The following is a 22,286-nucleotide window of genomic DNA, read 5'->3' on the forward strand; positions in this document are numbered from 1 at the left end:
TTCAATGCCACTTATATAAAACGATCAATTTTCAACCAGACTTAGAATATTTATGCAAAAGCATACCCATTTCAGTCGTAAATACGTAATCCGTATCCGATAGACTTGATAAATAGGGAGAGTTTTTTTATTGTGTCTGCTTTAGATCATTAAATTACGTATTACGCTTATGTCATCCGTACAAGAAAAAGAAACCTCCAATAGCCTATATCGCCAATGGCAAATTTTATCTCGTCTTTCGACAGGGAAATGGATGGGCACACGTGAATTACAAGAAATATTAGAACGTGAAGGCATTGATATCAGCTTGCGTACCATTCAGCGTGATTTAAACCAAATTGCTCAACGATTCCCTATTGAAAGCAATAAAACCGTACCACAAGGCTGGCGTTGGCGCTCCGATGCACCAATTCAGAGCTTGCCACATATGACCAGCTCACAAGCCGTCACTTTTATGATGGTCGAAGAACATTTGCGCCACTTGCTTCCCCCCAGTTTATTAGAAGAAATGACACCTTGGTTCGATCTGGCCAAACGTAGCCTATCAACGCAAAACAATGTTAGACAATGGATCAACCGTGTCCGTATTGTACCGGCGACACAACCTTTAATCCCGCCTGTGGTCGATAAACATGCGCAACAGGCAATTTATGAAGGCTTATTGCAAGACAAACAGATCGAATGTATTTATCGTGCACGAACTCATCAAGGTGAAGATAAAACTTATATTTTGAATCCATTGGCTTTAGTTCAAAAAGGTGCAGTGATTTATTTGATTTGTACCCGAAACGATAAAACTGAAGTGCAAACTTTTGCATTACATCGTTTTAAGGCTGCAACTGTATTGGAAAGCCGCGCCTTGCACCCTGTCAATTTTGAGCTTGATAGCTATATCGAATCGGGTGCACTCGGTTTCCGCGTTGACTACAATAAACCAACCGAACAGATCCAGTTAAAGCTGACCATGAGCGAAAGTACGGCCAAAAGCTTCTACGAAAGCCAACTGAGCAGAGATCAAATCATTCAATCCCTAGAGGAGAATATTGTTGAGGTTTCCGCAACAGTCCCGTTCACCTCGCAACTGGTGTGGTGGCTCAGAAGCTTCGGTAAAAAAATCCTCAATATTGAACCTGCAGCGGTCTACAATGCAGTGAAAGAGATTGAACAATAATCCTAATAAAAAAGAGAACCTTTCGGTTCTCTTCGATTTTTTATAAATTTTATTATCAAACACTCAGTATTATTATTGTTTAAATGTTCAAACCAACCTCTCTCCCCGCCTTGATCAAAATTGGTTTGTACCTTTTTAAGCGCTTAGATTTAAATCAACATCGGCACGCCAATTCATAGCCATTGTAGCGAATTCTCTTTTTGGTCATTATTAAAACCCTCTTTGTTTGAACGTAAAGCTAATATAACGAGGATTTTTCAGGCTGTGAAATAATAAAGATGGGAATTCAAAGCTGTTTTTTTGCTATTGCTGGTTTGGGATCAAGAACTCAATTAAATTACTTAGTTTCTTTATGGGGCAATAAAACCTCAAAACGATGTAGATGGGTAAAACGCCCTATCTGTACTTGATATTGATCAATTTGCGGCACTAATCTTTGGAAATGTTCAGATTGCACATGTAAATCCAGTGCTTCACGATTTATCCATTCTTCAATAAAAACAAAATGTCCTCTTTGCTTATGATCATGATAAAGATCATAAGCAATGCATCCTGCTTCGGTTCTAGTTTTCTCAATCAGTTCCTGATAAAGCGGTAAAACCCTATCAATATGTTCTGGTTGAATAAAGTCTTCAGCAATCAGTTTCAGAGTCACACCCTAACCTCTCACTTGAAATTTTTCCCATAAAAAAAGCCCTCAAAATGATGAGAGCTTTTTTTATCATCGACTCAGCTTATGCTGAAAACGGATGACGTAATACGATTGTTTCTGCACGGTCAGGGCCTGTAGAAACGATATCAATTGGGCAACCAATTAAAGTTTCGATACGGCGCACATATGCCAATGCATTTGCAGGAAGTTGCTCGATTTGAGTCAAGCCAACAGTCGACTCGCTCCAGCCTGGCATGGTTTCATAGATAGGTTTCAAGCTTTCGAATGAAATCGCATCAGAAGAACCTGCACAACCTGAATCCACATCTTCATAACCGACACAGATTTTTACTTCTTCCAAACCATCTAGTACATCAAGTTTAGTTAAGCAAATACCAGACAATGAGTTCACTTCAACTGAACGACGTAGGATCTCAGCATCGAACCAACCACAACGACGTTGACGGCCAGTAGATGCACCAAATTCATGACCAACCGTACCTAAGTGACGGCCAATCGCATCGCCAGTATCTGTTGCCGCATCATAGTGCAACTCAGTTGGGAATGGACCTGCACCGACACGTGTTGTATAGGCTTTAGTGATACCCAATACATAGTCTAAATGCAATGGCCCCATACCTGAACCAGAGCTTACACCACCCGCAGTGGTATTTGAACTGGTTACAAATGGATAAGTACCATGATCGATGTCAAGCAATGAACCTTGTGCGCCCTCAAACATGATTGCCTTACCTTCTTTACGGTAATCATGTAACACTTTAGTCACGTCAATGACTAATGGTGCAAGCACTTCACGCCATTCATTACAAAGTGCAAGAACATCTTCAAACTTAACTTCGTCAACACCATAGAATTGAGAAAGCTGGAAGTTATGAAGCTCAAGCATTTCCTTGAGTTTTTCTTCAAGCAATGCACCGCCACGAATCAAATCTGCGACACGTACTGCACGACGTGCAACTTTGTCTTCATATGCAGGGCCGATACCACGACCTGTCGTACCAATTTTGGCATTGCCACGTTTTTTCTCACGTGCTTGGTCAAGCGCGATGTGGTTTGGCAAGATTAATGGACAGTTTGGAGAAACACGTAAACGCTCCTTAACAGGTACGCCTTCTTGTTCCAAAATCGCCATTTCTTTAATTAATGCTTCAGGAGAAAGAACGACACCATTGCCAATTAAGCACAATACGTTTTCACGTAAAATACCTGATGGAATGAGGTGTAATACAGTCTTCTTACCACCTACGACAAGAGTATGTCCTGCGTTGTGTCCGCCTTGATAGCGAACTACCGCAGCCGCTTGATCTGTGAGCAGGTCGACGATTTTACCTTTTCCTTCGTCGCCCCATTGGGTACCAAGTACCACAACATTTTTGCCCATAATAGCCTCATTACATCATGCTGTTAAAATTGGAAACCAAGTCTGAATAACTTGGCAATTAAATTTTTTCAATCACCCATTGCCCGTTTTGAGACACCAACTGATGGGTCGCATAAGGCACTGAGCTTAAATCATCATTACCTAACAATTGCACCACACGTAAGCCTTGGCTACGCGCATCTACAATTGCATTTAATAAATCTTGGTCTTGGCCTTTTGGGGCAACCACAGTTTCAATTTCAACAAACTGAGTTGCACCTAAAGCATATAAATCACAACTAAAACCAGTTGCTGGACGGGCACGACCAAAGTGCTCACCAATACCATCATAACGCCCACCTTGAGCCAGTGGTGCTGCTCGATTGGGTGCATAGATGGCATACATCAAGCCTGTATGGTAGTGATAACTGCGTAATTCAACGACATCCACACCAATATTCAGATTTGACCAACGTGACTGAATTTGCGCCAATGTCGATTTCAATGCATCCAATGCAGTTTTAAAATCAACATCGCTTAAAATATCTTGGCTTAAATGCGCCTGTAATGCATCAAGGTCACTTGCATAACGACCTAATGCATAAAAATCCGTACCCATTGCTAAATCTTGGGTAAACGCCTCAAGCTCTGGCAATGCTTTACGCTGATATAAATCAGAAAGTTCACTTTCCGTATTTTTATTTAAACCAGCACGTTTCACCAAACTACGGAATAAACCGACATGACCGAGGTCTAAGTGAGCCCCTTCTAAAGTGTGAGTGTGCTCAATTAATGCGAGCATGACATTGATCATTTCAACATCGGCCTCAATGCTGTCATGACCATACAACTCTGCACCTAACTGTAATGGTGCACGCGTTGCATTAAAATTCTGTGGTTTGGTATGCAAGACTGAACCTGCATAGCAATAACGCGCTACGCCTTCAACTGGGCGTACGTGAGCATCGATACGTGCCACTTGCGGTGTCATATCCGCACGAACACCAAGTAGACGACCTGAAAGCTGATCAATGACTTTGAATGTAACTAAATCCAAATCTTGATTAGATTCTGAAAGTAACGAGAGCGATTCGATATACTCAATAAATGGTGTATACACCAATTGATAACCTCGAACTGCGAGGAAATCTAACGCTTCTCGACGCAAGGTTTCAACCACTTGCGCTTGTTCTGGCAATACATCTGCTACCCCGTCAGGGAGCAACCATGTCTCTGAAATGGCCATGTTCCAAACCTAAAATCTGTTCAATGTGGAAGCATCCACACAAAAAGCAACCACATAAAAAAATCGGGAGTACGCCCGATTTCTCTAAGTCTAACACGTTAGTGAATACCATGCACAAAAAATTTAGACTAATCTGGATTTAGCTGTATAAATTTTAAAATCATATTTTCAACATCTTTTCTGCATAAATAATTCAAGCATTAAACTGAGCTGTCCCTCAAGCATGGCTTTTCCAAAATGTATTTGGGTGTGTTGCTCAGCCAGCGTTAATAACTTTGTTTTTTCAACTGTTACAACACATTCTGCCACCATTTTTGCTTTTTTAATTATATCTTCTGTCGTTGGCAATGGATCTGCTTCATTCATGCCAAGCGGAGTTGCATTAATAAGCAAATCAAAATGCTCAACCACTTTTTCATTAATTTTGATCTTAATATTTTTAAATTTCGCCTGTAGATGATGTTTTAATTTTTCAGCCCGTTCATGAGAGCGATTCAAAATATTGAGTTCCAAACATTCTTCAGCCAATAAGGCATATGCAATTGCTGAAGCAGCTCCACCAGCACCCATCAAAACGCAGCGCTTATTTTTCAATACATATCCGTTGCTTTTCAGACCTGCAACAAAACCAACTCCATCAAAGTTATATCCATGCAAACTTGCATCTGGCTGACGGTAGATTAGATTGCATGCTTCGATAAACTTTACTTCACTTTCATATGAATCAATTAAAGAAATAATCTGCTGTTTATATGGCATGGTCACAACTGCTCCAACAAAGTTATGAATTTTTTTGATGCCTTCTATTGCATCCTTTAAATGTTCTGGAGAGATGTGAAAACCAATTGCAATATATTCTCCCAGCAATCCTCTATTTGCTAATAATTGATTCATCAACTCTGGCGTTTTAGCTTTTTCAATCGGATCACCAATTAAAACGATTAACTTTGTTTTCCCATTTATATTGATCAATTTAATCCCCTTATTTTTATTAGTATTATATTAAAAATAGAACCTACTTAAGTTCCACCTTGGGTTTCGCTCCACATAATCTTACAAATGAGCTTATTTTTACTACTAAATACTAAGTCTCAAGATTCAAATTTTAAACTTAGCTATCATCTTTAAGATTTTTAGGTGTCTGTATCAACACCTCCAAAACATTCACCAGCTCAACATTCTGCTTTTCCAATGCAGCAATATTTGCCACAGTTCGATCCAAAACTTCTTGTTGTACATGCATCTTTTTAGCGAGATCCTGCATGATTTCCAGACTCTTTTTCAGGTGTAATTCCAGATGCAGCACTTTTTCTTCTAGGTGTAACACCTGAATATCTTGGTTTGGTGCTTCTACATTTTTATACTGAAACCAGAATAAAAAAGCCACCGCCAACAATAAAACAGCAATAAATCCCCAAACAAACATCAATGTCATGCAATACCCCACATTATTATTTATATCTTATTTAAAATATTAATTACAAAAAGATTCACACAAATCCAGCAAGCGATTTGCATATCCCCATTCATTATCATACCACGCAAAAACTTTTGCTTGATGCCCCACCACCATGGTCTGGGTTAAATCAACAATTAGAGAATACGGTGAATGATTAAAGTCACTCGAAACCAGATCTTCATCTGTCACTTGCATAATCTGCGCATAATCAAATTGTGCAGCTTTGCTCAAAACTTCATTGATTTTATGCACGGTAATCGGCGAATGTGAAACAAAAGTAAGATCAATCGCTGCCACATTAATGGTCGGTACACGAATGGAATAACCATTGATCCGATCTTCCATTTTCGGCATGACCTGCTTCAATGCACCCAAGGCACTTGATGTGGTTGGAATAATATTTTGCCCAGACGCACGTGCACGACGTAAATCCCGATGCGCATGATCCAATACCGATTGATCTGCCGTAACTGCATGGATTTCTGTCATTAATGCCGTATCAATACCAAAGGCATCATCAATAATTTTGACCAATGGTACCAATGCCTGTGTAGTACATGAAACACTAGAAATAATTTGATCTGAGGCTTTAACCTCGTTGTGATTGACACCATAGACAATCGCCGCATCGACCGAATCAAAAGGTGCAGCACCAATAATCACTCGCTTCGCACCCGCTTCAACATGACGAGTGGCATCAACCCGTGAGCGGAATAAACCTGTACATTCAAGTACTACATCAATATCTAAGTTTGCCCACGGTAATAATTCAGGCTGGGCCTGTTTAAAAACCTGTAGCTTTAACTGGCGTTGGTTGGACTGAATATTCAGAAAAATATGCTGGTTTTCAATCTGAATCTCAATTTTTCCGGCAAAACGCCCATGCGTGGTGTCATATTTGAATAAATGCACCAAGGTCTGCACATCAGCAATATCATTAATGGCAACGATATCAAACTGAAATTGCTTAGGACTCTCAAACCACGCACGTAATACATTCCGACCAATTCGACCAAATCCATTGATAGCGATACGTTGCATGTAGCGTCCTTCTTCATCAAAACATCATCTTTTCTATGCTATATGGTAAAACATCAAGCGCATTGTTGAATATAGATTTTTAGCTTAAACACAGTTTTATATGATATTGCTTGTAAAATCGTTGGTGAGGCGGGTATTTTCCGTTATAATTTAGCACTTTTAAAATCTATGCCACGCACTGGGTTCGATTGTAGAACATTAGACACAACGTACCTTGTTGCAAATAGCCAAATTCAAAATTATGGAGTGTCTTGGTTGTGAGTACTCGCTTTATGACATCAGCTGAAATCCGTGAAGCATTTTTGCGTTATTTCGAATCGCAAGGGCATACACGTGTCGCTTCGAGTTCTCTGGTTCCCGCCAACGACCCAACTTTGCTGTTTACCAATGCTGGTATGAACCAGTTTAAAGATTGCTTCTTAGGTTTAGAAAAGCGCGATTATGTACGTGCTGTTTCATCACAAAAGTGTGTCCGCGCCGGCGGGAAACACAATGACCTCGACAATGTCGGTTATACCGCACGTCACCATACCTTTTTTGAAATGTTAGGTAACTTCTCTTTCGGTGATTATTTCAAACAAAATGCGCTGAAATTTGCTTGGGAATTTTTGACCAGCGAACAGTGGTTAGGCTTACCGAAAGATCGCTTATATGTCACGGTTTATCACACCGATGATGAAGCATTTGATATCTGGAATAAAGAAATCGGAATCGATGCTGAACGTATTATCCGTATTGGTGACAATAAAGGTGGTCAATACGCATCAGACAACTTCTGGGCTATGGGTGACACCGGTCCATGTGGTCCATGTTCTGAAATTTTCTTTGATCATGGAGACCATATCTGGGGTGGCTTACCAGGCACGCCTGAAGAAGATGGCGACCGTTTCATCGAAATCTGGAACAACGTTTTCATGCAGTTCAACCGTACTGCAGATGGTGTCATGCACCCTCTTCCAGCACCTTCTGTTGATACAGGTATGGGCTTGGAGCGTATTTCGGCTGTACTGCAACATGTCAATTCAAATTATGAAATTGACCTGTTCCAACACTTATTAAAAGCTGCGGCTGACATCATTGGTCTAGATACCACTGCAATTGAAGCAGAAGCGAAAGCTCAAAATAAACCAGTTGAATACCCAGCTTCATTAAAAGTCATTGCTGACCATGCTCGCTCATGTTCATTCTTGATTGCTGATGGTGTTAACCCTTCAAACGAAGGTCGTGGTTATGTATTGCGTCGTATCATTCGTCGTGCGGTCCGTCATGGTAACAAGCTAGGCGCAACCGGTTCATTCTTCTATAAGATGTTGCAACCGCTGATTGAAGTGATGGGCGATGCCTATCCAGAACTTGCTGCACAGCAAGCGCGTATCGAAGCACAATTGCTAAAAGAAGAAGAACAATTCGCGAAAACACTTGAGCAAGGCTTAAAATTGCTCGAAGGTGAATTGGCTCAACTGAAAGGTAATGTCATTCCAGGTGAAACTGTATTCAAACTCTACGATACTTATGGTTTTCCGACAGACTTAACAGCTGATATCGCACGTGAACGTGATCTGACCATTGATGAAGCCGGTTTCGAAGTAGAGATGGCAGCACAACGTCAACGTGCGCGTGATGCAGGTAAATTCGCAGTTGACTATAACAGCATTGTCAAAGTTGAAGGCGAAACTCAATTTGATGGCTATGATTCGACTCAGGGTCAAGGTCAAATTGTTGCAATCTATAAAGATGGCGTTCAAGTTGATGAAATCAATGAAGGCGACGAAGCGCTTATCGTATTGAACCAAACCCCTTTCTATGCAGAAAGTGGCGGTCAAATCGGTGACACAGGTCTATTCAAAAATGATACTGGTATCTTTGAAGTTCAAGATACTAAAAAATCTGGTGGCGCTTTTGTACACCAAGGTATCGTGACTATGGGTAACCTCAAAGCGACTCAGAACGTAGACGCGACGGTTAAAGCGGATATTCGTGCAGCAACAGCACGCAACCACTCTGCAACTCACCTCTTACACGCTGCTTTACGCCAGATTCTAGGTGCGCATGTGCAGCAGAAAGGTTCTTTGGTTGCGAGCGATATTTTACGTTTTGACTTTGCCAATGACCAACCTGTTTCATTTGAACAATTGCAACAAATTGAGCGCTTAGTCAATGCCGAAGTTATTGCCAATACTGCGGTAAGTACTGAGTTGCTTGATATCGAAACAGCCAAAGCCAAAGGTGCGATGATGCTGTTCGGTGAAAAGTATGGTGAAGAAGTTCGCGTACTGTCTATGGGTTCAGTAATTGACGAGAAAAACTTCTCAATCGAACTGTGTGGTGGTATTCACGTGAAGCGTACAGGTGACATCGGCCTGTTCAAAATCACTTCTGAAGGTGGTGTTGCTGCGGGCGTTCGTCGTATTGAAGCCGTGACGGGTACTAAAGCACTTGAAGTCGTTCAAAAAGCTGAAACAGATATCCAAACGATCAATGGCTTATTAAAAGCACAGAAAGATCAAACAGTAGAAAAAGTTGAAGCAATTGTTGAAACTGCTTCTAGCTTACAAAAGCAAATCGAACAACTGAATCAAAAGTTAGCCAGCTTCCAAGCAGCAGAACTCCTGGATCAAGTGAAAGACATTGCCGGTCGTCAAACGTTGATTACCACGGTACAAGGTTTAGATGCCAAATCATTACGCAATTTGCACGATAGCGTGAAATCAAAATTGGAAGATGCAGTCATTATTTTAGCTGGCGTTGAAGGTGATAAAGTGAGTTTAATCGCCTCTGTCGCTAAACAATATACTGCAACTCTAAAAGCAGGTGACATCATCAAACACTTGGCTCAAGAGCTAGGTGGTAAAGGTGGTGGCAAACCTGACTTAGCACAAGGTGGCGCGCCACTAAACGAGAAGTTTGATCAAGTGATTGCAGCATTACCTGCTTGGCTTGAACAATAATCAAGACTTCACTTTTGTGTAACTGACCCTGATGCCTCTCAGGGTCATGGCTTATATGGAACAACTATGGCATTAATCGTACAGAAATATGGCGGTACTTCTATGGGTACTCCTGAGCGCATTTTAAATGTTGCTCGTCGTGTCAAGCGTTGGCATGATCATGGTCACAAAGTGGTCGTGGTTGTTTCAGCAATGAGTGGTGAAACCAACCGCCTACTTGCGCTTGCCAAGGCCATTACCAGCACCCCTGACCCACGTGAATTAGATCAAATGGTGTCAACGGGTGAACAAGTAACGATTTCCATGTTAGCAATGGCACTGAATTCAATTGGCGTAGAAGCGAAGTCATATACAGGTCGTCAAGTTGGGATTAAAACCGACAGCGCGTTTACTAAAGCACGTATTGAATCAATTGATACTGATGTTATGACGGCTGATTTAGATGCAGGTCGTGTCATCGTCGTTGCTGGTTTCCAAGGTTATGATGCCAATGGCAATATCACCACTTTAGGTCGTGGTGGTTCTGATACTTCTGGTGTTGCACTTGCAGCAGCCTTGAAAGCAGATGAATGCCAAATCTATACCGATGTAGATGGTGTTTACACTACTGACCCACGAGTTGCACCAAAAGCAAAAAAAGTTGACCGTATCTCTTTTGAAGAAATGCTGGAAATGGCATCTTTAGGCTCAAAAGTGTTACAAATTCGCTCTGTTGAATTCGCAGGCAAATATCAAGTTCCATTACGTGTATTATCGAGTTTTGATAATGAAAACGATGGTGCATTTGACGAAGATTTCAAACAAAATGTAGGCACACTAATTACCACTGAGGCAGAAGACGACATGGAACAACCAATCATTGCAGGCATTGCATTTAACCGTGACGAAGCAAAATTAACAATTTTGGGTGTTCCAGACGAACCGGGTATTGCGTCTAAAATCTTGTCACCAATTAGTGATGCCAACATTGAAGTGGATATGATTATCCAAAATGTTGAAGAAGATGGTACAACTGATTTTACTTTTACTGTAAATCGCAACGACTTAGCGAAAGCAAAAGCGATTTTAGAACAAACAGCAAATAGCATTGAAGGTTGTGAAGTTGTGACCCGTGACGACATTGTAAAAGTGTCAATCGTCGGTGTAGGTATGCGCTCTCATGCTGGTGTCGCGAGTAAAATGTTCACTGCTTTAGCCGAAGAAAGCATTAATATTCTCATGATTTCTACATCAGAAATCAAAGTGTCTGTCATCATCGAAGAAAACTATTTAGAGCTAGCAGTTCGTTGTTTACATACAGCTTTTGGCCTAGATCGTGAACACGGTGAAAGTAGCGCTCGTGCTTAATTATTAGCTGCTTAAACATATTTACTCGCAAGTAAATAAGAAAAAAAACAGAGCCACTATAGTTTTTTTTATAGTGGCTCTGTTATATTAGCTCTGAGGTTTTAAGAAAATTCTCACAGAACTTACGAAAAAGAATGTTTTTTACATATTTCTGTTAGAATTTTCTGTATATTAGGCTGTGCTTTCAAACAATGAATTCCCTGTCGCAAGTTTAAGCGTTTAGCAAGGAGATAAACATGCTGATTCTGACCCGTCGTGTCGGAGAAACATTAATGATTGGGGATCAAGTCAGTGTTACTGTGCTTGGCGTAAAAGGCAATCAAGTGCGTATTGGTGTAAATGCTCCAAAAGAAGTCTCTGTACATCGTGAGGAAATTTACCAACGCATCCACCATGAACGTGCCATGCATGAGCATCTGCAACATCTTGATCAAGATTATCAACATTCTTATGAAGAAGAGAATAACGAGTTCCCTCGTCATAATAACTTCAATCGTTAATGCGCAGAATTCTTCTCAAATAATTAAAGCGACTATCCTTAGTCGCTTTAATTATTTTTACAATCCCAAAGCTTTCTTCACTGGACCATAGCTACGACGATGTTGCTCAATCACACCATGGGCCGCAATCGCTTCAAAGTGTGCTTTAGTTGGGTATCCTTTGTGTTTAGCAAAACCATAATCTGGAAATTGCTGATCAAGTTCTTGCATCTGACGATCACGTGTCACTTTAGCCAAAATACTTGCAGCACTGATCTCTGCATGACTGGCATCCCCTCCTACAATCGCTTCACATGGAATCGTTATTCCTTTTGGAATTTGATTACCATCCACGATCACTTTTACGGGTGGAGTATCCAATGCTTCAACTGCACGACGCATTGCCAGAAAAGTGGCTTGTAAAATATTGAGCTCATCAATTTCAGCATGAGTTGCTTCGGCAATTGACCAAGCAAGTGCTTTTTCCTGAATTTCAACAAAAAGCTTTTCCCGTTTTTTTTCGGTCAACTTTTTAGAATCATTCAAACCTTCAATCGGATTATTTGGGTCTAAAATAACTGCGGCAGCGACAACAGAACCCACCAAAGGGCCTCGTCCCGCCTCATCCACACCAGCAACTCTCATTTCATCTTTCCATTCACATCTTCAATTCACATATCTCATAGCCATCTCCATCTCCATCTCCATCTCCATCTCCATCTCCATCTTATTCAGATTTTTATCCGGCCTTAAATCAAATGACAAAGCCATACATACCCTGACTAGTGCTGTTGAACTACATTCAAAGTGATTAAATACACTATAAGCTTGGGTAGAGACATGCTGCCCAACCAATTAACTCAGTCTTGGTCAATCTTATCGTTGTAGATATGGTTTTGAAATATGCGCTGGAGCACATTAAATTTGACCAATTTTCAGGTCTTTTATTCGGTGTACTCATAGCATTCTCACACATCCATTCTACGCAATGTGTGATTTTCAAGAAGCAGGCTGATAACTCAGCCTTTTCCGCTTAACTTGCTTTCTTTAACGTCTCTGCAACACAAGCATTTACGGTCTGTGAAACTACTTGAGTCACAATCGTTGCACGTGCAGTCGGATCAATTGCAGCAGTAGCCAATTCAACAGCTGTAACGCTATTTGGCGCTTTTTCGCTGACACAACCACATACTTCAGTCTGGATATTGTCACGTTGTTCGGTTGTCATCAAACGTGTCGCTGTCTTCCATGCTGGAAGAGTATTGATTTCATTAATACATTTTGCATTTACAGCAACTTTTAGTGCAGCCATACCAAGCTGCTGAGAAGTTGTTCCTGCAGAGTTACTGCCATTTGGCGTAACGCATCCTGTTAAAGCTAAAACAACAGGGGCAACAATAAGCACCAACTTTTTCATGATTTCTAACCTGTATCTAAATTTTGGCAGGCGTATTGTGCCTAAACGGCACATTTTATGATATGACTCTAGCTAATCTTTACATAATATAACAATTATAACTTAAGATTACCCTTTTGACCGTTCCAAGCATAAAACGCTCCGTTACATTTACACTGTAGGAGAACCTCAACGGGATATCTATTATTAAAAATAATTACCTATAACAAAGCCAGGATGTTGCAATGTCAAGCTCAGCACAATATTACACTCGCACGGCACAAGTTATTCATTGGCTCATGGCTGCTATTTTCATTGTCGCCTGGTTGATTGGTTTCTATAGTGGTAACTTCCTCAGTTATGACGTTGATGGAAGCCTTAAGGGCAATGTGATTACCCTACATAAAAATATCGCCACCACCATTATCTTTCTGGTCGTTATCCGTATTTTTTGGCGCTATACCCACCCTGTCCCACAACTTCCCGATACCATGTCACCAATGATGAAAACCTTGGCACATGTTGGACATTTCTTGCTTTATTTAATGCTGCTTGCACTTCCAATTACAGGCTGTTTATTTAGCTGGAGTGCCGGGCATCCCGCACCAGTCTTGTACTTATTCGAAATTCCACGCTTAGTGCAAGACAATCCAGACTTGCTCGCCATTGTAAAACCTTTACACATCTACCTCTCTTGGTTTGCGGGTTTACTGGTGGCTGGACATGCTTTAGCTGCCATTAAACATCACCTGATTGATAAAGATAATGTGTTACTTAGCATGTTACGCCAGCCTAAATAAATTTTAGGCTTTAAAAAAAACCGCTTAACGCGGTTTTTTTTAATTTAGATCTTTTTCACTTCTGCAATCCACTTTTGTTTTTCATCATCAGAAATGAATGAAGCCTCAAAAGAATTAATTGCCAATTGTTTTAATTCATCATTGCTCAAATCCAGAGCCTGCTGAATTGCAACAAAGTTATCATTCATATAACCACCGAAATACGAAGGATCATCCGAGTTCACAGTGACATGCACACCCTTCTGCAATAAACGACGGATGTTGTGATCAGCCATATCATTTACGACACAGAGTTTTAAATTACTTAAAGGACACACGGTCAAAGGCATTTTTTCAGCAATTAAACGTGTCATCAAACGCTCGTCCTCTTCTGAACGTACGCCATGGTCAATACGATTCACTTTCAGCAAATCTAACGCTTCCCAGATATATTCTGGTGGGCCTTCTTCACCGGCATGCGCCACAATCAAGAATCCTGCCTCACGCGCTTTGGCAAAAACACGTTCAAATTTCGATGGTGGATGCCCGACTTCACTTGAGTCCAGACCAATTGCAATAATGTCATCTTTGAATGGCAAAGCTTGCTCAAGCGTTTCAAAGGCCTTTTCTTCGCTTAAATGACGCAAGAAACACATGATCAACTGAGAACTAATCCCTAATCTGTCCTGAGCATCCTTACACGCACGTTTTAACCCCGCCAACACGGTTGCAAACTCAACCCCACGCTCAGTATGCGTTTGCGGATCAAAGAACATTTCGGTATGTACCACACGATCTTCAGCACATTTTTCGAAATATGCCCAAGCAAGATCATAAAAATCTTGTTCATGTACCAGCACGTTTGCACCAGCGTAGTAGATATCAAGAAATGATTGAAGATTATGGAAGTTATAGGCTTGCTTCACTTCTTCCACAGATTGATAAGGAATCTGAATCTGATTACGCTGTGCAATAGCAAACATCAGTTCTGGTTCAAATGTCCCTTCAATATGCACATGCAATTCGGCTTTGGGTAAAGCACGAATCAGCTCGATTTGATTCATAGTAACTCCACGTCTAAAGAAAAAAGGGTGTAACCAATATGGACACCCTTTTCGGGTTCTTTGCTTAAACAGCAATTCAAGCAAAGAATTATTAAAGAATAATAAAGATTGGATTAACCGCCAAATGCAGCAAATTTAAATACCCAAAGCGCAGCAATGATCCAAACCATATACGGTACTGTCTTGGCCTTGCCTGTTAACAATTTCACTAGAGCATAGCTAATAAAGCCCATTGCAATACCATCTGCAATTGAATAAGCAAATGGCATAAATACGATGGTTAAAAATGCTGGAACTGCTTCAGTGATATCATCCCAATCAATGTTGGTAATCCCTTGGATCATTAGCACGCCAATGAACAATAATGCAGGTGCTGTTGCAAAACCAGGTACAGATTGCGCCAAAGGTGCCAAGAACAAACAGCCAATAAACAGGAAAGCAACCACCACAGCCGTTAAACCTGTACGACCACCAGCGGCAACGCCCGAAGCCGACTCAATATAAGGCGTTGTTGATGAAGTTCCTAATGCTGCGCCAGCAACAATTGCGGTTGAATCAGCAAAAAGTGCTTTCTTCAAACGTGGTAACTTACCATCTTGCAGTAATCCTGCACGGTGCGACACCCCAACCAAAGTACCCGTACTATCAAATAAATCGACAATAAAGAATACAAAAATCACGCCGACCATACTGGCAGTAAATAGACCTTCAAAATCCATTTGCATGAATGTTGGTGCAATCGAAGGAATCTCCCCAACCACACCTTTAAAGTCATTTAATCCCATCATTGTTGCAATTGCTGTCACAGCCAAGATACTGATGATAATCGCACCTCGTACTTTAAACTGATGCAGCATCACAATGAGCAGGAAACCAAATAAAGCAAGCAATACGGTTGGTTGTTTAATATCGCCAAGGCCAACCAAAGTCGCTTGGTTTGCCACGATAATGCCCGAGTTTTTCAAGGCAACCAATGCCAAGAACAAACCAATACCACCACCAATGGCAAATTTAAGTGACATTGGAATTGCATTGACGATTGCTTCACGAATTTTGAAGAAGCTGATCGCAAGGAAGATAATCCCTGAGACAAAAACAGCAGCTAATGCAGTTTGCCAAGGCACGCCCATGCCCAAACAGACAGAATAGGTAAAATAGGCATTTAAGCCCATACCAGGTGCAAGTGCGATTGGATAATTCGCAATAATCCCCATGACCAAACACCCAATTGCTGCAGCCAAACAGGTCGCAACAAACACAGCACCATGATCCATGCCTGTTTCAGAGAGAATGAGTGGGTTTACAATGATGATGTAACACATCGTTAGAAATGTAGTTACACCTGCTAGAACTTCTGTTCTAAAGTTGGTTTTGTTATCGCTCAATTTAAATAAGCGTTCTAGCAAACCAGCCGAAGCATTAGGCGTTGTCATAACATAGCACCTGTTGAAATCTAAGATCGTAGAATGTGAAATCTATACGTTTGTGTTTGCAATCTTTTTTGAATGTACACAAAAAGGTACGCAAGGCGAGAAGCAATCTATATGCCAGCTTTGCACTTGCTACGCAGAGAATATGTATAAATCCGATTCCGATATCAAAACGTAAAAAGCCGCATAACAAGATGCAGCTTTTTATTGAATGGCAAATATTTTAACAGATTCTATTCAAAACTTGAGTAGCTCAATACAAAAAAAGCGCATTTCATGCTCAATCTCGGTTCATTGAGTTAAGAATAGTCTCATATACCGTACCAAAACTAATGACTACGCTGATATGAGGATAAATGCGTATGCGGATTATGTTGTATTGTGTTCAAGCTGTTTTCAGCATCTTGAACAATTTTTAGTAGCTCTTGACGTTTCTTCGCTTGGGCATCCACATAAGCAACATAACCCAAAATGAACACAAAAAAGGCCAAAGCAATCGCAATTTTAATCTTCATTATTATTATCTCTATTATAAAGTTTTCTTTAATGCTAACAAAAAAGAAGGTAAACGAGAACAAAAACGCATATTAAAATCACAAATGATAACTACATCACAATTATATAGCTATTTTAATAATTTTTCCGCTTAATTTTCGCTCAATCAAATATTAGAATATTCCAGTTTTTTTAGCAATTACATTTTATATAATTCAATAAGATAGATATAAATCACATCTTTCTTGTAGAAAAAATAGTTTATTTTCAGTATGTAAAAACAAAAGAGCACTTTCCCTTAGAAAAGTGCTCAACGTCACAACAACTATTTAGCTTAGAACTGGTAGTTCAAACGCACTAAAAAGTTACGTGGCGTGCCTGGCATAGATTCTGAACGCCAATACTCTTTATTGGTCAAATTATTCACAGCTAAAGTAATGTTCCAAGGATTAGCGCTATACCCAATTGCCGCATCTAAACGTGTAAAACCTGCAAAATCGGTTGGTTGTCGATCCAAGTTACCATTTGGATAGATTTTGGCATCTCCAACATAGGTTGCTCCCACCTCACCATAAACTTTATCGATTGGAAGATAACGAACAAAAAGATTCCCTGTATGACGAGGTGTGTTATTTAATTCTTTCCCAACATTTTGCTGTTTAGGATCTTTAGTAACCTCGGTATCCATATAGCTATAACCACCACGCACAAAAAGATTGTCTAAAGCACGTCCAATAAAGCTAAATTCAATCCCCTTAGATTGATGCTGACCACCCACAGCCCATTCATTTGGCATATTGTCAGGATTTGGTTGATAGCGGATATTGTTCTTACGAATGTCAAACACAGAAAACTGGGTATTTAAACGATCATTTAGCCAATCACTTTTTACACCCACCTCATATTGCTCATTGTATTGTGGTTTCGCATCAAATGTATCTACATCTGTATTTGCAGAGACAACATTTACTCCTACTCTCCCACCAAATGGCGCAAAGCTCTTGCTATAAGATGCATAAAAACTCTGACTCTCTACGGGTTGCCAAATAAAACCGATATTTGGGCTAAAACTTTCACCCTCAATACTACGATAATAATCCAGAGCTTCACTTGATTTTAAACGATTGGTTGTTTCAGACTGATAGTAGTCATAACGACCGCCCAACATCATTTTAAAATAATCATTAAAACTGATAAGGTCTTGAATAAACACGCCATAACCTTCGCCTTGATTATAATTATGTGTATTTAAGATTAAGTTGCCAGAACCTCTTGAACTACTTCTTTCACCTGTTAGCGGATTAACATAACCATAAATAGCAGCACCATCTTTCTTATTGGCTAAAAGTGGTTCCCGCTGTTCATAAGTCCAGTCTGCACCGACCAATAGATTATGCTTAATACGGCCTGTACCAAATTCGCCACGAATATCAAAAGTATTGCTGGTGGTTTTATTATCAGTTTTCTGCCAATAATAAATTTGCGAAATATCACCAACATGGCCTTTGCATGTACCCGCATTTGTTATTGCTGTACCGTCTGTCTTACATAAACCACCCGCATAGAAGTGGTCAAAGTTTTGCTCTGCTTGGCGATAACTGAGTGCCCAATGAAAATTCCAGTTGGGTGCAAACTCGTAATTCAGGTCAGAACGTGCAACTTGTAAAACATCATTCACATAGTCGCCGTCTTGAGCAAAACCTGTTTTAATCGAAGTTCCTTTTGGAAGTGCCGTATAAGAGGGGCCACGATCTGGCACGCGATGCAATTTGTCGTAGGTATACTGCATGGTCCAAGTTAGACCTTCATCATTTTTATAGGTAAAACTTGGTGAAAGCATCTCAATCTTATTTTCGATACCCGAACGGAAGCTATTCGATTCGCCATATTCGCCAGTTAAGCGAACAGCAACGTTATCTGTGAGCACTTGGTTTAAATCAACTGTTGTTCCATAGTTATCATATGAACCAGCATAAATCCCCACTGAGCTTTTTGAATCAAAATTGGCGAACTTACTAACCATATTGATGACTCCACCACCTGAACTACGGCCATAAAGTACAGATGCAGGGCCTTTTAATATTTCAATACGTTCAATATTTGCAGTACTACGGCGAACCTGACCACTTTCACGGATACCATCACGATAAATATCGCCACTATCCGCATTAAAGCCTCTTAGATTAATTCCATCACCACGCATGTCATAACTGGTTGATACCCCTGGCGTCCCCTGTAGCATGACACTCAGATCATTAGACCCATAAATTTTATATTTTTGCACATCGATCGTATCGATGGTTTGCGGAATGTCTTTTTTCTTGAGGCCATTACGGGTGACACTTGCCTGATCATAATCGATATAGCTTTTGATCGGATCAAGCTCACTCATTGCTTCAATTTTAATGGTTGGCATCACGGCAGTTGATGACGTGGCCTCATTTGCAGCAGCATATTGGGCCTGGAGGAGCATCAAGCTAAGCAAGCTAAATTTAAAAGCAGGCTTGCCCATCAAAGTTGGATAAAAATAACGCATAAAATTCTCAAAAAATTCAGACAAAAATTAAAAAAAGATTAAAAATAAAAAACAATTACAATTTTAATAAAAATCATTCTCATTTTCATCATTTTTTACATTAAATTTTAACTAAACAGGCCATTTATTATTCATTTAAAATAAAGGCTTGCTTTTTTAGTCTTCTGAAAAATTCTAAAAATATTTTTTAAATCTTTGAGTTAGTCCTTATAAATTCCATTTTTCTACACAATTTTACATTAGGCTACAGCCAAAATAATTTGATCTTTTTTTGGGGTTTTAGAATGAAATATTCTGTTTATTGTGGAAAGCTCAGTGTGCTGAGTACAGCGTTATTGAGTATCAGTGCTTCAATTTTTGCATCTGAGCCTCAGCCTGAGGCTCCCTCTTCCACCCCCTCAGAATCAAATACACAAGTTTTGCCAACACTTTCATTCAAAGCTTCAGCAGAGCCTAAAAAAGTAAAAGATGATGACATTAGTGCCGTACCTAAAACGGTTATTACCCGTGAAGAAATGCTTCAATATGGGGATCAATCAGTTATGGATGCATTACGACGCGCTGCTGGCTTTCAGATTCCCGCTTTTGGACAAGGTCCTCGCGGTGGCAGTGGCGCTTCGGGAATGCGCTTTCGTGGTGGTGGCGCGCCCACTTTTTTAGTCAACGGCGAACCTGTTCAAGGTGGCCCACGTGGCGGTATGTCTGTCATTGATACCATCACTCCGGAAATGATCGAACGAATCGAAGTCATCAAACAGCCGAGTGTCGCACAGGCTTCGGTCGCCTCCTCTGCCGTGATCAATATTATTTTGAAAGAACCGCTAGATACCCGTTTAAACGGCACAGTAAAAATAGGCTATGGTTTACGTGATAGCGGTGAACAACAAGCTGAACGCAAACAAATTAACATTCAAGCGGATGGGCGTGAAAACCAGTGGTCATACAGTGTTTCAGCCAATCAAATGTGGATGGATAACACCTCGGTCACCAAGACAGAAACGGCAGCAGGAACGCGTGAGCAACTTCGTACCACTAACCGTACCATGCAAATGTTCTCTCCCCGTTTGCAATATGATCTGGATGACCAACAAAAACTGATTGCAGAATTGTTCTATCGCAATATCAAAATGGATGGCTATTCGGCCAATCAAACTCAGGATGACAAGAATGATAGTATTCGTTTAAACACCCGTTATGAACGTAAAGATAAAGACCTGAGTGATAAGATTCGACTCTCTGTCGAGCGTCAAACGGAGACACAACGGACTCGCTCTCTAGCCAGCACTATCTATACAGATGAAACCGTGAACCAGTATGGGTTTGCTTATGATGGTGTACGAAAGTTAGATAAAGATCGCCAAGTCAAATTTGGTTTTGATACCCGTAGTAATGAACTGGACAGCAATGTCAGTAAAAGCCTAGATGAGCAACGTTATGCTGTTTATGCTGAAGGCAGTTGGCGTTTCACCGAGCGTCAAACCTTGACTTTAGGGGCCCGTCAAGAATGGCTCAACCGTTCTGGCTTGGTCGATTATCAAGATCAGCATCTCAGTCCTGTTTTGGCATACCGTTTTGACCTGACTGAACAATGGTCAATTCAGACCAACTTAAGCCAAGCATTTAAAAGCCCCAATACAGATCGGCTTGTCCCGAATGTTACTGTCTCAACCGATAGTGATGCAGGTAGCCTGAATAATCCTGATCGTGGTGGTAATCCAAATCTAAGACCAGAAAAAATTCGTGCAGCCGAATCAACCCTTGCCTATGACTCCGCCAGTGGTGGTATCAGCCTAACCGCGTATCATCGTGAAATTAAAGATTACATCGAGAAAGTCATCGCACTGGAAGGTACACGTTTTGTGGAACGACCACAAAACCAAGATCAGGCCACGACTTATGGGGTTGAACTCTCTGGACGCTATGCGCTAAAACAAACCGAAACTGGGCATTCATTTATGCTTAATGGACAACTATCGACGATTCGCGCCAAAATTGAAGATGGGCAGCATAATGAGCGTCTGGTCAGCGATGTAGCACCTTATAATACCAGTGCAGGCTTATCCTATAGCTATAAGCCATGGCAACTATCATCCAGTATGAATGTCAGTTATACCCCTGAATTTACGCGAGCTTTGGATGGTCAGCCCTATGATAGAACCACCAATCAGCGTTTCAGTTTAGACCTCAGTGCAACCAAACGTTTTACTCATGGCTGGGCAGCCAGCCTCAATCTCAATAACCTATTAAGTACTCACTATAAAGAGCGCTTAACCAACCAAGTCGATGGTAGCCTCTATCAAGCGCGAATCAATGAGAGTATTCCGTCCTTCCAGTTGACCTTAGAGAAAAAGTTTTAAGCCAACTCTCTTAAAATGATTCAAATACTTAAAGCCAGTTGATCCACACTGGCTTTTTTAATTCCAGCGGAACGCTTAAACCAAATGATAACAATCACTTGTATTAAAAATGTTACGCTCTTCTGCCAAATTTATCCTTCAGAATCTAGAGCAATATGAGAGCTGAATTAAAAGCCAAAATCATCGAAGTCTGCGATGAAAAAATAGCAAAAAAAGGCGAAAACGTCGGGCTTTCTTTTTATGCATTTTTCGCCAATAAAAATGATGATCCTGAACGTCTGATGGAAGCTGCCCACTGGTGGATCATGGAACATCGACTGGACCATTTTGAAAAAGCCAGCAAGATTAAAACATTGGTTTTAGCTAAATCCGATTGCCTCTAAGGCTCATACACGACACTTTGATAACACTGTTGAAATGACTGAGTAAGCATAATTAACAAAGTATTTATCTTCACATAAGTACCTTCCTTGCTCGAATTTAAACTCGCTCTATTTCTATATTA

19 protein-coding genes are annotated in these 22,286 nt (G+C 40.5%); 7 read left to right on the top strand and 12 right to left on the bottom strand.

The genetic code is table 11. From position 1 onward, the window contains the following. Positions 1–169: 169 nt before the first annotated feature. Positions 170–1,171 (top strand): YafY family protein, encoded by a 1,002-nt coding sequence (locus Aba26S_RS21250; RefSeq protein WP_005242370.1) that lies wholly within the window; start codon positions 170–172, stop codon positions 1,169–1,171. 337 nt (positions 1,172–1,508) lie between these two features. Here Aba26S_RS21250 and Aba26S_RS05070 read toward each other — a convergent pair whose 3' ends face one another. The 6 genes from Aba26S_RS05070 to Aba26S_RS05095 form a co-directional block, all read right to left on the bottom strand. After that, complete coding sequence (locus tag Aba26S_RS05070; protein WP_005242372.1) at positions 1,509–1,826, bottom strand: putative quinol monooxygenase; 318 nt, start codon at positions 1,824–1,826, stop codon at positions 1,509–1,511. 79 nt (positions 1,827–1,905) lie between these two features. Continuing rightward, positions 1,906–3,225 carry an adenylosuccinate synthase gene (locus Aba26S_RS05075; protein WP_005242374.1) on the bottom strand — a complete coding sequence of 440 codons (1,320 nt, stop codon included), beginning with the start codon at positions 3,223–3,225 and terminating at the stop codon, positions 1,906–1,908. A 58-nt stretch (positions 3,226–3,283) separates the two neighbouring features. After that, the gene (locus Aba26S_RS05080) at positions 3,284–4,450 is read right to left on the bottom strand and encodes an ATP phosphoribosyltransferase regulatory subunit (protein WP_043970442.1); all 1,167 of its coding nucleotides are present in this window, start codon (positions 4,448–4,450) and stop codon (positions 3,284–3,286) included. A gap of 168 nt (positions 4,451–4,618) precedes the next feature. After that, on the bottom strand, positions 4,619–5,422 hold the full coding sequence (locus Aba26S_RS05085; protein ID WP_043970443.1) for a shikimate dehydrogenase: 804 nt from the start codon (positions 5,420–5,422) through the stop codon (positions 4,619–4,621). Between the two features lie 139 nt (positions 5,423–5,561). After that, positions 5,562–5,885: a hypothetical protein gene (locus Aba26S_RS05090; protein ID WP_043970445.1), complete on the bottom strand. Its 324-nt coding sequence runs from the start codon at positions 5,883–5,885 to the stop codon at positions 5,562–5,564. A 39-nt stretch (positions 5,886–5,924) separates the two neighbouring features. Then, on the bottom strand, positions 5,925–6,950 hold the full coding sequence (locus Aba26S_RS05095) for a type I glyceraldehyde-3-phosphate dehydrogenase (protein ID WP_043970447.1): 1,026 nt from the start codon (positions 6,948–6,950) through the stop codon (positions 5,925–5,927). Positions 6,951–7,207: 257 nt separating this feature from the next. Here Aba26S_RS05095 and alaS point away from each other — a divergent pair, with 257 nt between their 5' ends. The 3 genes from alaS (at position 7,208) to csrA (ending at position 11,745) form a co-directional block, all read left to right on the top strand. Continuing rightward, complete coding sequence (alaS, locus tag Aba26S_RS05100) at positions 7,208–9,898, top strand: alanine--tRNA ligase (protein ID WP_171248919.1); 2,691 nt, start codon at positions 7,208–7,210, stop codon at positions 9,896–9,898. A 66-nt stretch (positions 9,899–9,964) separates the two neighbouring features. Further along, positions 9,965–11,245 carry an aspartate kinase gene (locus Aba26S_RS05105; RefSeq protein WP_005242387.1) on the top strand — a complete coding sequence of 427 codons (1,281 nt, stop codon included), beginning with the start codon at positions 9,965–9,967 and terminating at the stop codon, positions 11,243–11,245. 236 nt (positions 11,246–11,481) lie between these two features. Beyond that, positions 11,482–11,745, top strand: coding sequence for a carbon storage regulator CsrA (gene csrA / locus Aba26S_RS05110; protein WP_043970450.1), 264 nt, complete (start codon positions 11,482–11,484; stop codon positions 11,743–11,745). 57 nt (positions 11,746–11,802) lie between these two features. On the opposite strand, the gene rnhB is transcribed toward csrA, so the two are convergent. Both rnhB and Aba26S_RS05120 read right to left on the bottom strand, forming a co-directional pair. Next, the gene (gene rnhB, locus Aba26S_RS05115) at positions 11,803–12,369 is read right to left on the bottom strand and encodes a ribonuclease HII (protein WP_043970453.1); all 567 of its coding nucleotides are present in this window, start codon (positions 12,367–12,369) and stop codon (positions 11,803–11,805) included. A 388-nt stretch (positions 12,370–12,757) separates the two neighbouring features. After that, a complete protein-coding gene (locus Aba26S_RS05120; RefSeq protein WP_005242392.1) occupies positions 12,758–13,141 on the bottom strand; it encodes a hypothetical protein in 384 nt (127 codons plus the stop codon). Positions 13,142–13,365: 224 nt separating this feature from the next. Here Aba26S_RS05120 and Aba26S_RS05125 point away from each other — a divergent pair, with 224 nt between their 5' ends. Then, positions 13,366–13,920: a cytochrome b gene (locus Aba26S_RS05125; RefSeq protein WP_005242394.1), complete on the top strand. Its 555-nt coding sequence runs from the start codon at positions 13,366–13,368 to the stop codon at positions 13,918–13,920. Between the two features lie 44 nt (positions 13,921–13,964). Here the strand turns inward: Aba26S_RS05125 and Aba26S_RS05130 are convergent, their stop codons facing one another. From Aba26S_RS05130 to Aba26S_RS05145, 4 genes are all read right to left on the bottom strand, one after another. Beyond that, a complete protein-coding gene (locus tag Aba26S_RS05130) occupies positions 13,965–14,963 on the bottom strand; it encodes an adenosine deaminase (protein WP_043970455.1) in 999 nt (332 codons plus the stop codon). Positions 14,964–15,076: 113 nt separating this feature from the next. Continuing rightward, complete coding sequence (locus Aba26S_RS05135; RefSeq protein ID WP_005242399.1) at positions 15,077–16,396, bottom strand: NCS2 family permease; 1,320 nt, start codon at positions 16,394–16,396, stop codon at positions 15,077–15,079. A gap of 326 nt (positions 16,397–16,722) precedes the next feature. Further along, positions 16,723–16,908, bottom strand: coding sequence for a hypothetical protein (locus tag Aba26S_RS05140; RefSeq protein WP_005242401.1), 186 nt, complete (start codon positions 16,906–16,908; stop codon positions 16,723–16,725). Between the two features lie 314 nt (positions 16,909–17,222). Next, the gene (locus Aba26S_RS05145; protein ID WP_043970456.1) at positions 17,223–19,424 is read right to left on the bottom strand and encodes a TonB-dependent siderophore receptor; all 2,202 of its coding nucleotides are present in this window, start codon (positions 19,422–19,424) and stop codon (positions 17,223–17,225) included. 284 nt (positions 19,425–19,708) lie between these two features. Here Aba26S_RS05145 and Aba26S_RS05150 point away from each other — a divergent pair, with 284 nt between their 5' ends. Both Aba26S_RS05150 and Aba26S_RS05155 read left to right on the top strand, forming a co-directional pair. Next, a complete protein-coding gene (locus Aba26S_RS05150; protein ID WP_043970458.1) occupies positions 19,709–21,781 on the top strand; it encodes a TonB-dependent siderophore receptor in 2,073 nt (690 codons plus the stop codon). Between the two features lie 155 nt (positions 21,782–21,936). Then, positions 21,937–22,164, top strand: coding sequence for a DUF6500 family protein (locus tag Aba26S_RS05155; RefSeq protein ID WP_005242407.1), 228 nt, complete (start codon positions 21,937–21,939; stop codon positions 22,162–22,164). Positions 22,165–22,286 lie beyond the last annotated feature (122 nt).

The organism is Acinetobacter sp. NBRC 110496 (assembly GCF_000876115.1).
Classification (GTDB): Bacteria; Pseudomonadota; Gammaproteobacteria; order Pseudomonadales; family Moraxellaceae; genus Acinetobacter.

What these genes read in the sequence shown, in the direction of transcription:
- Aba26S_RS05155 (WP_005242407.1), top strand. Translation starts at nt 21,937, where the DNA reads ATGAGAGCTGAATTAAAAGCCAAAATCATCGAAGTCTGCGATGAAAAA.
- Aba26S_RS05130 (WP_043970455.1), bottom strand. Translation starts at nt 14,963, where the DNA reads ATGAATCAAATCGAGCTGATTCGTGCTTTACCCAAAGCCGAATTGCAT.
- Aba26S_RS05150 (WP_043970458.1), top strand. Translation starts at nt 19,709, where the DNA reads ATGAAATATTCTGTTTATTGTGGAAAGCTCAGTGTGCTGAGTACAGCG.
- Aba26S_RS05090 (WP_043970445.1), bottom strand. Translation starts at nt 5,885, where the DNA reads ATGACATTGATGTTTGTTTGGGGATTTATTGCTGTTTTATTGTTGGCG.
- Aba26S_RS05095 (WP_043970447.1), bottom strand. Translation starts at nt 6,950, where the DNA reads ATGCAACGTATCGCTATCAATGGATTTGGTCGAATTGGTCGGAATGTA.
- Aba26S_RS05135 (WP_005242399.1), bottom strand. Translation starts at nt 16,396, where the DNA reads ATGACAACGCCTAATGCTTCGGCTGGTTTGCTAGAACGCTTATTTAAA.
- Aba26S_RS05140 (WP_005242401.1), bottom strand. Translation starts at nt 16,908, where the DNA reads ATGAAGATTAAAATTGCGATTGCTTTGGCCTTTTTTGTGTTCATTTTG.
- csrA (WP_043970450.1), top strand. Translation starts at nt 11,482, where the DNA reads ATGCTGATTCTGACCCGTCGTGTCGGAGAAACATTAATGATTGGGGAT.
- Aba26S_RS05105 (WP_005242387.1), top strand. Translation starts at nt 9,965, where the DNA reads ATGGCATTAATCGTACAGAAATATGGCGGTACTTCTATGGGTACTCCT.
- Aba26S_RS05125 (WP_005242394.1), top strand. Translation starts at nt 13,366, where the DNA reads ATGTCAAGCTCAGCACAATATTACACTCGCACGGCACAAGTTATTCAT.
- Aba26S_RS05120 (WP_005242392.1), bottom strand. Translation starts at nt 13,141, where the DNA reads ATGAAAAAGTTGGTGCTTATTGTTGCCCCTGTTGTTTTAGCTTTAACA.
- Aba26S_RS05145 (WP_043970456.1), bottom strand. Translation starts at nt 19,424, where the DNA reads ATGCGTTATTTTTATCCAACTTTGATGGGCAAGCCTGCTTTTAAATTT.
- Aba26S_RS05075 (WP_005242374.1), bottom strand. Translation starts at nt 3,225, where the DNA reads ATGGGCAAAAATGTTGTGGTACTTGGTACCCAATGGGGCGACGAAGGA.
- rnhB (WP_043970453.1), bottom strand. Translation starts at nt 12,369, where the DNA reads ATGAGAGTTGCTGGTGTGGATGAGGCGGGACGAGGCCCTTTGGTGGGT.
- Aba26S_RS21250 (WP_005242370.1), top strand. Translation starts at nt 170, where the DNA reads ATGTCATCCGTACAAGAAAAAGAAACCTCCAATAGCCTATATCGCCAA.
- Aba26S_RS05080 (WP_043970442.1), bottom strand. Translation starts at nt 4,450, where the DNA reads ATGGCCATTTCAGAGACATGGTTGCTCCCTGACGGGGTAGCAGATGTA.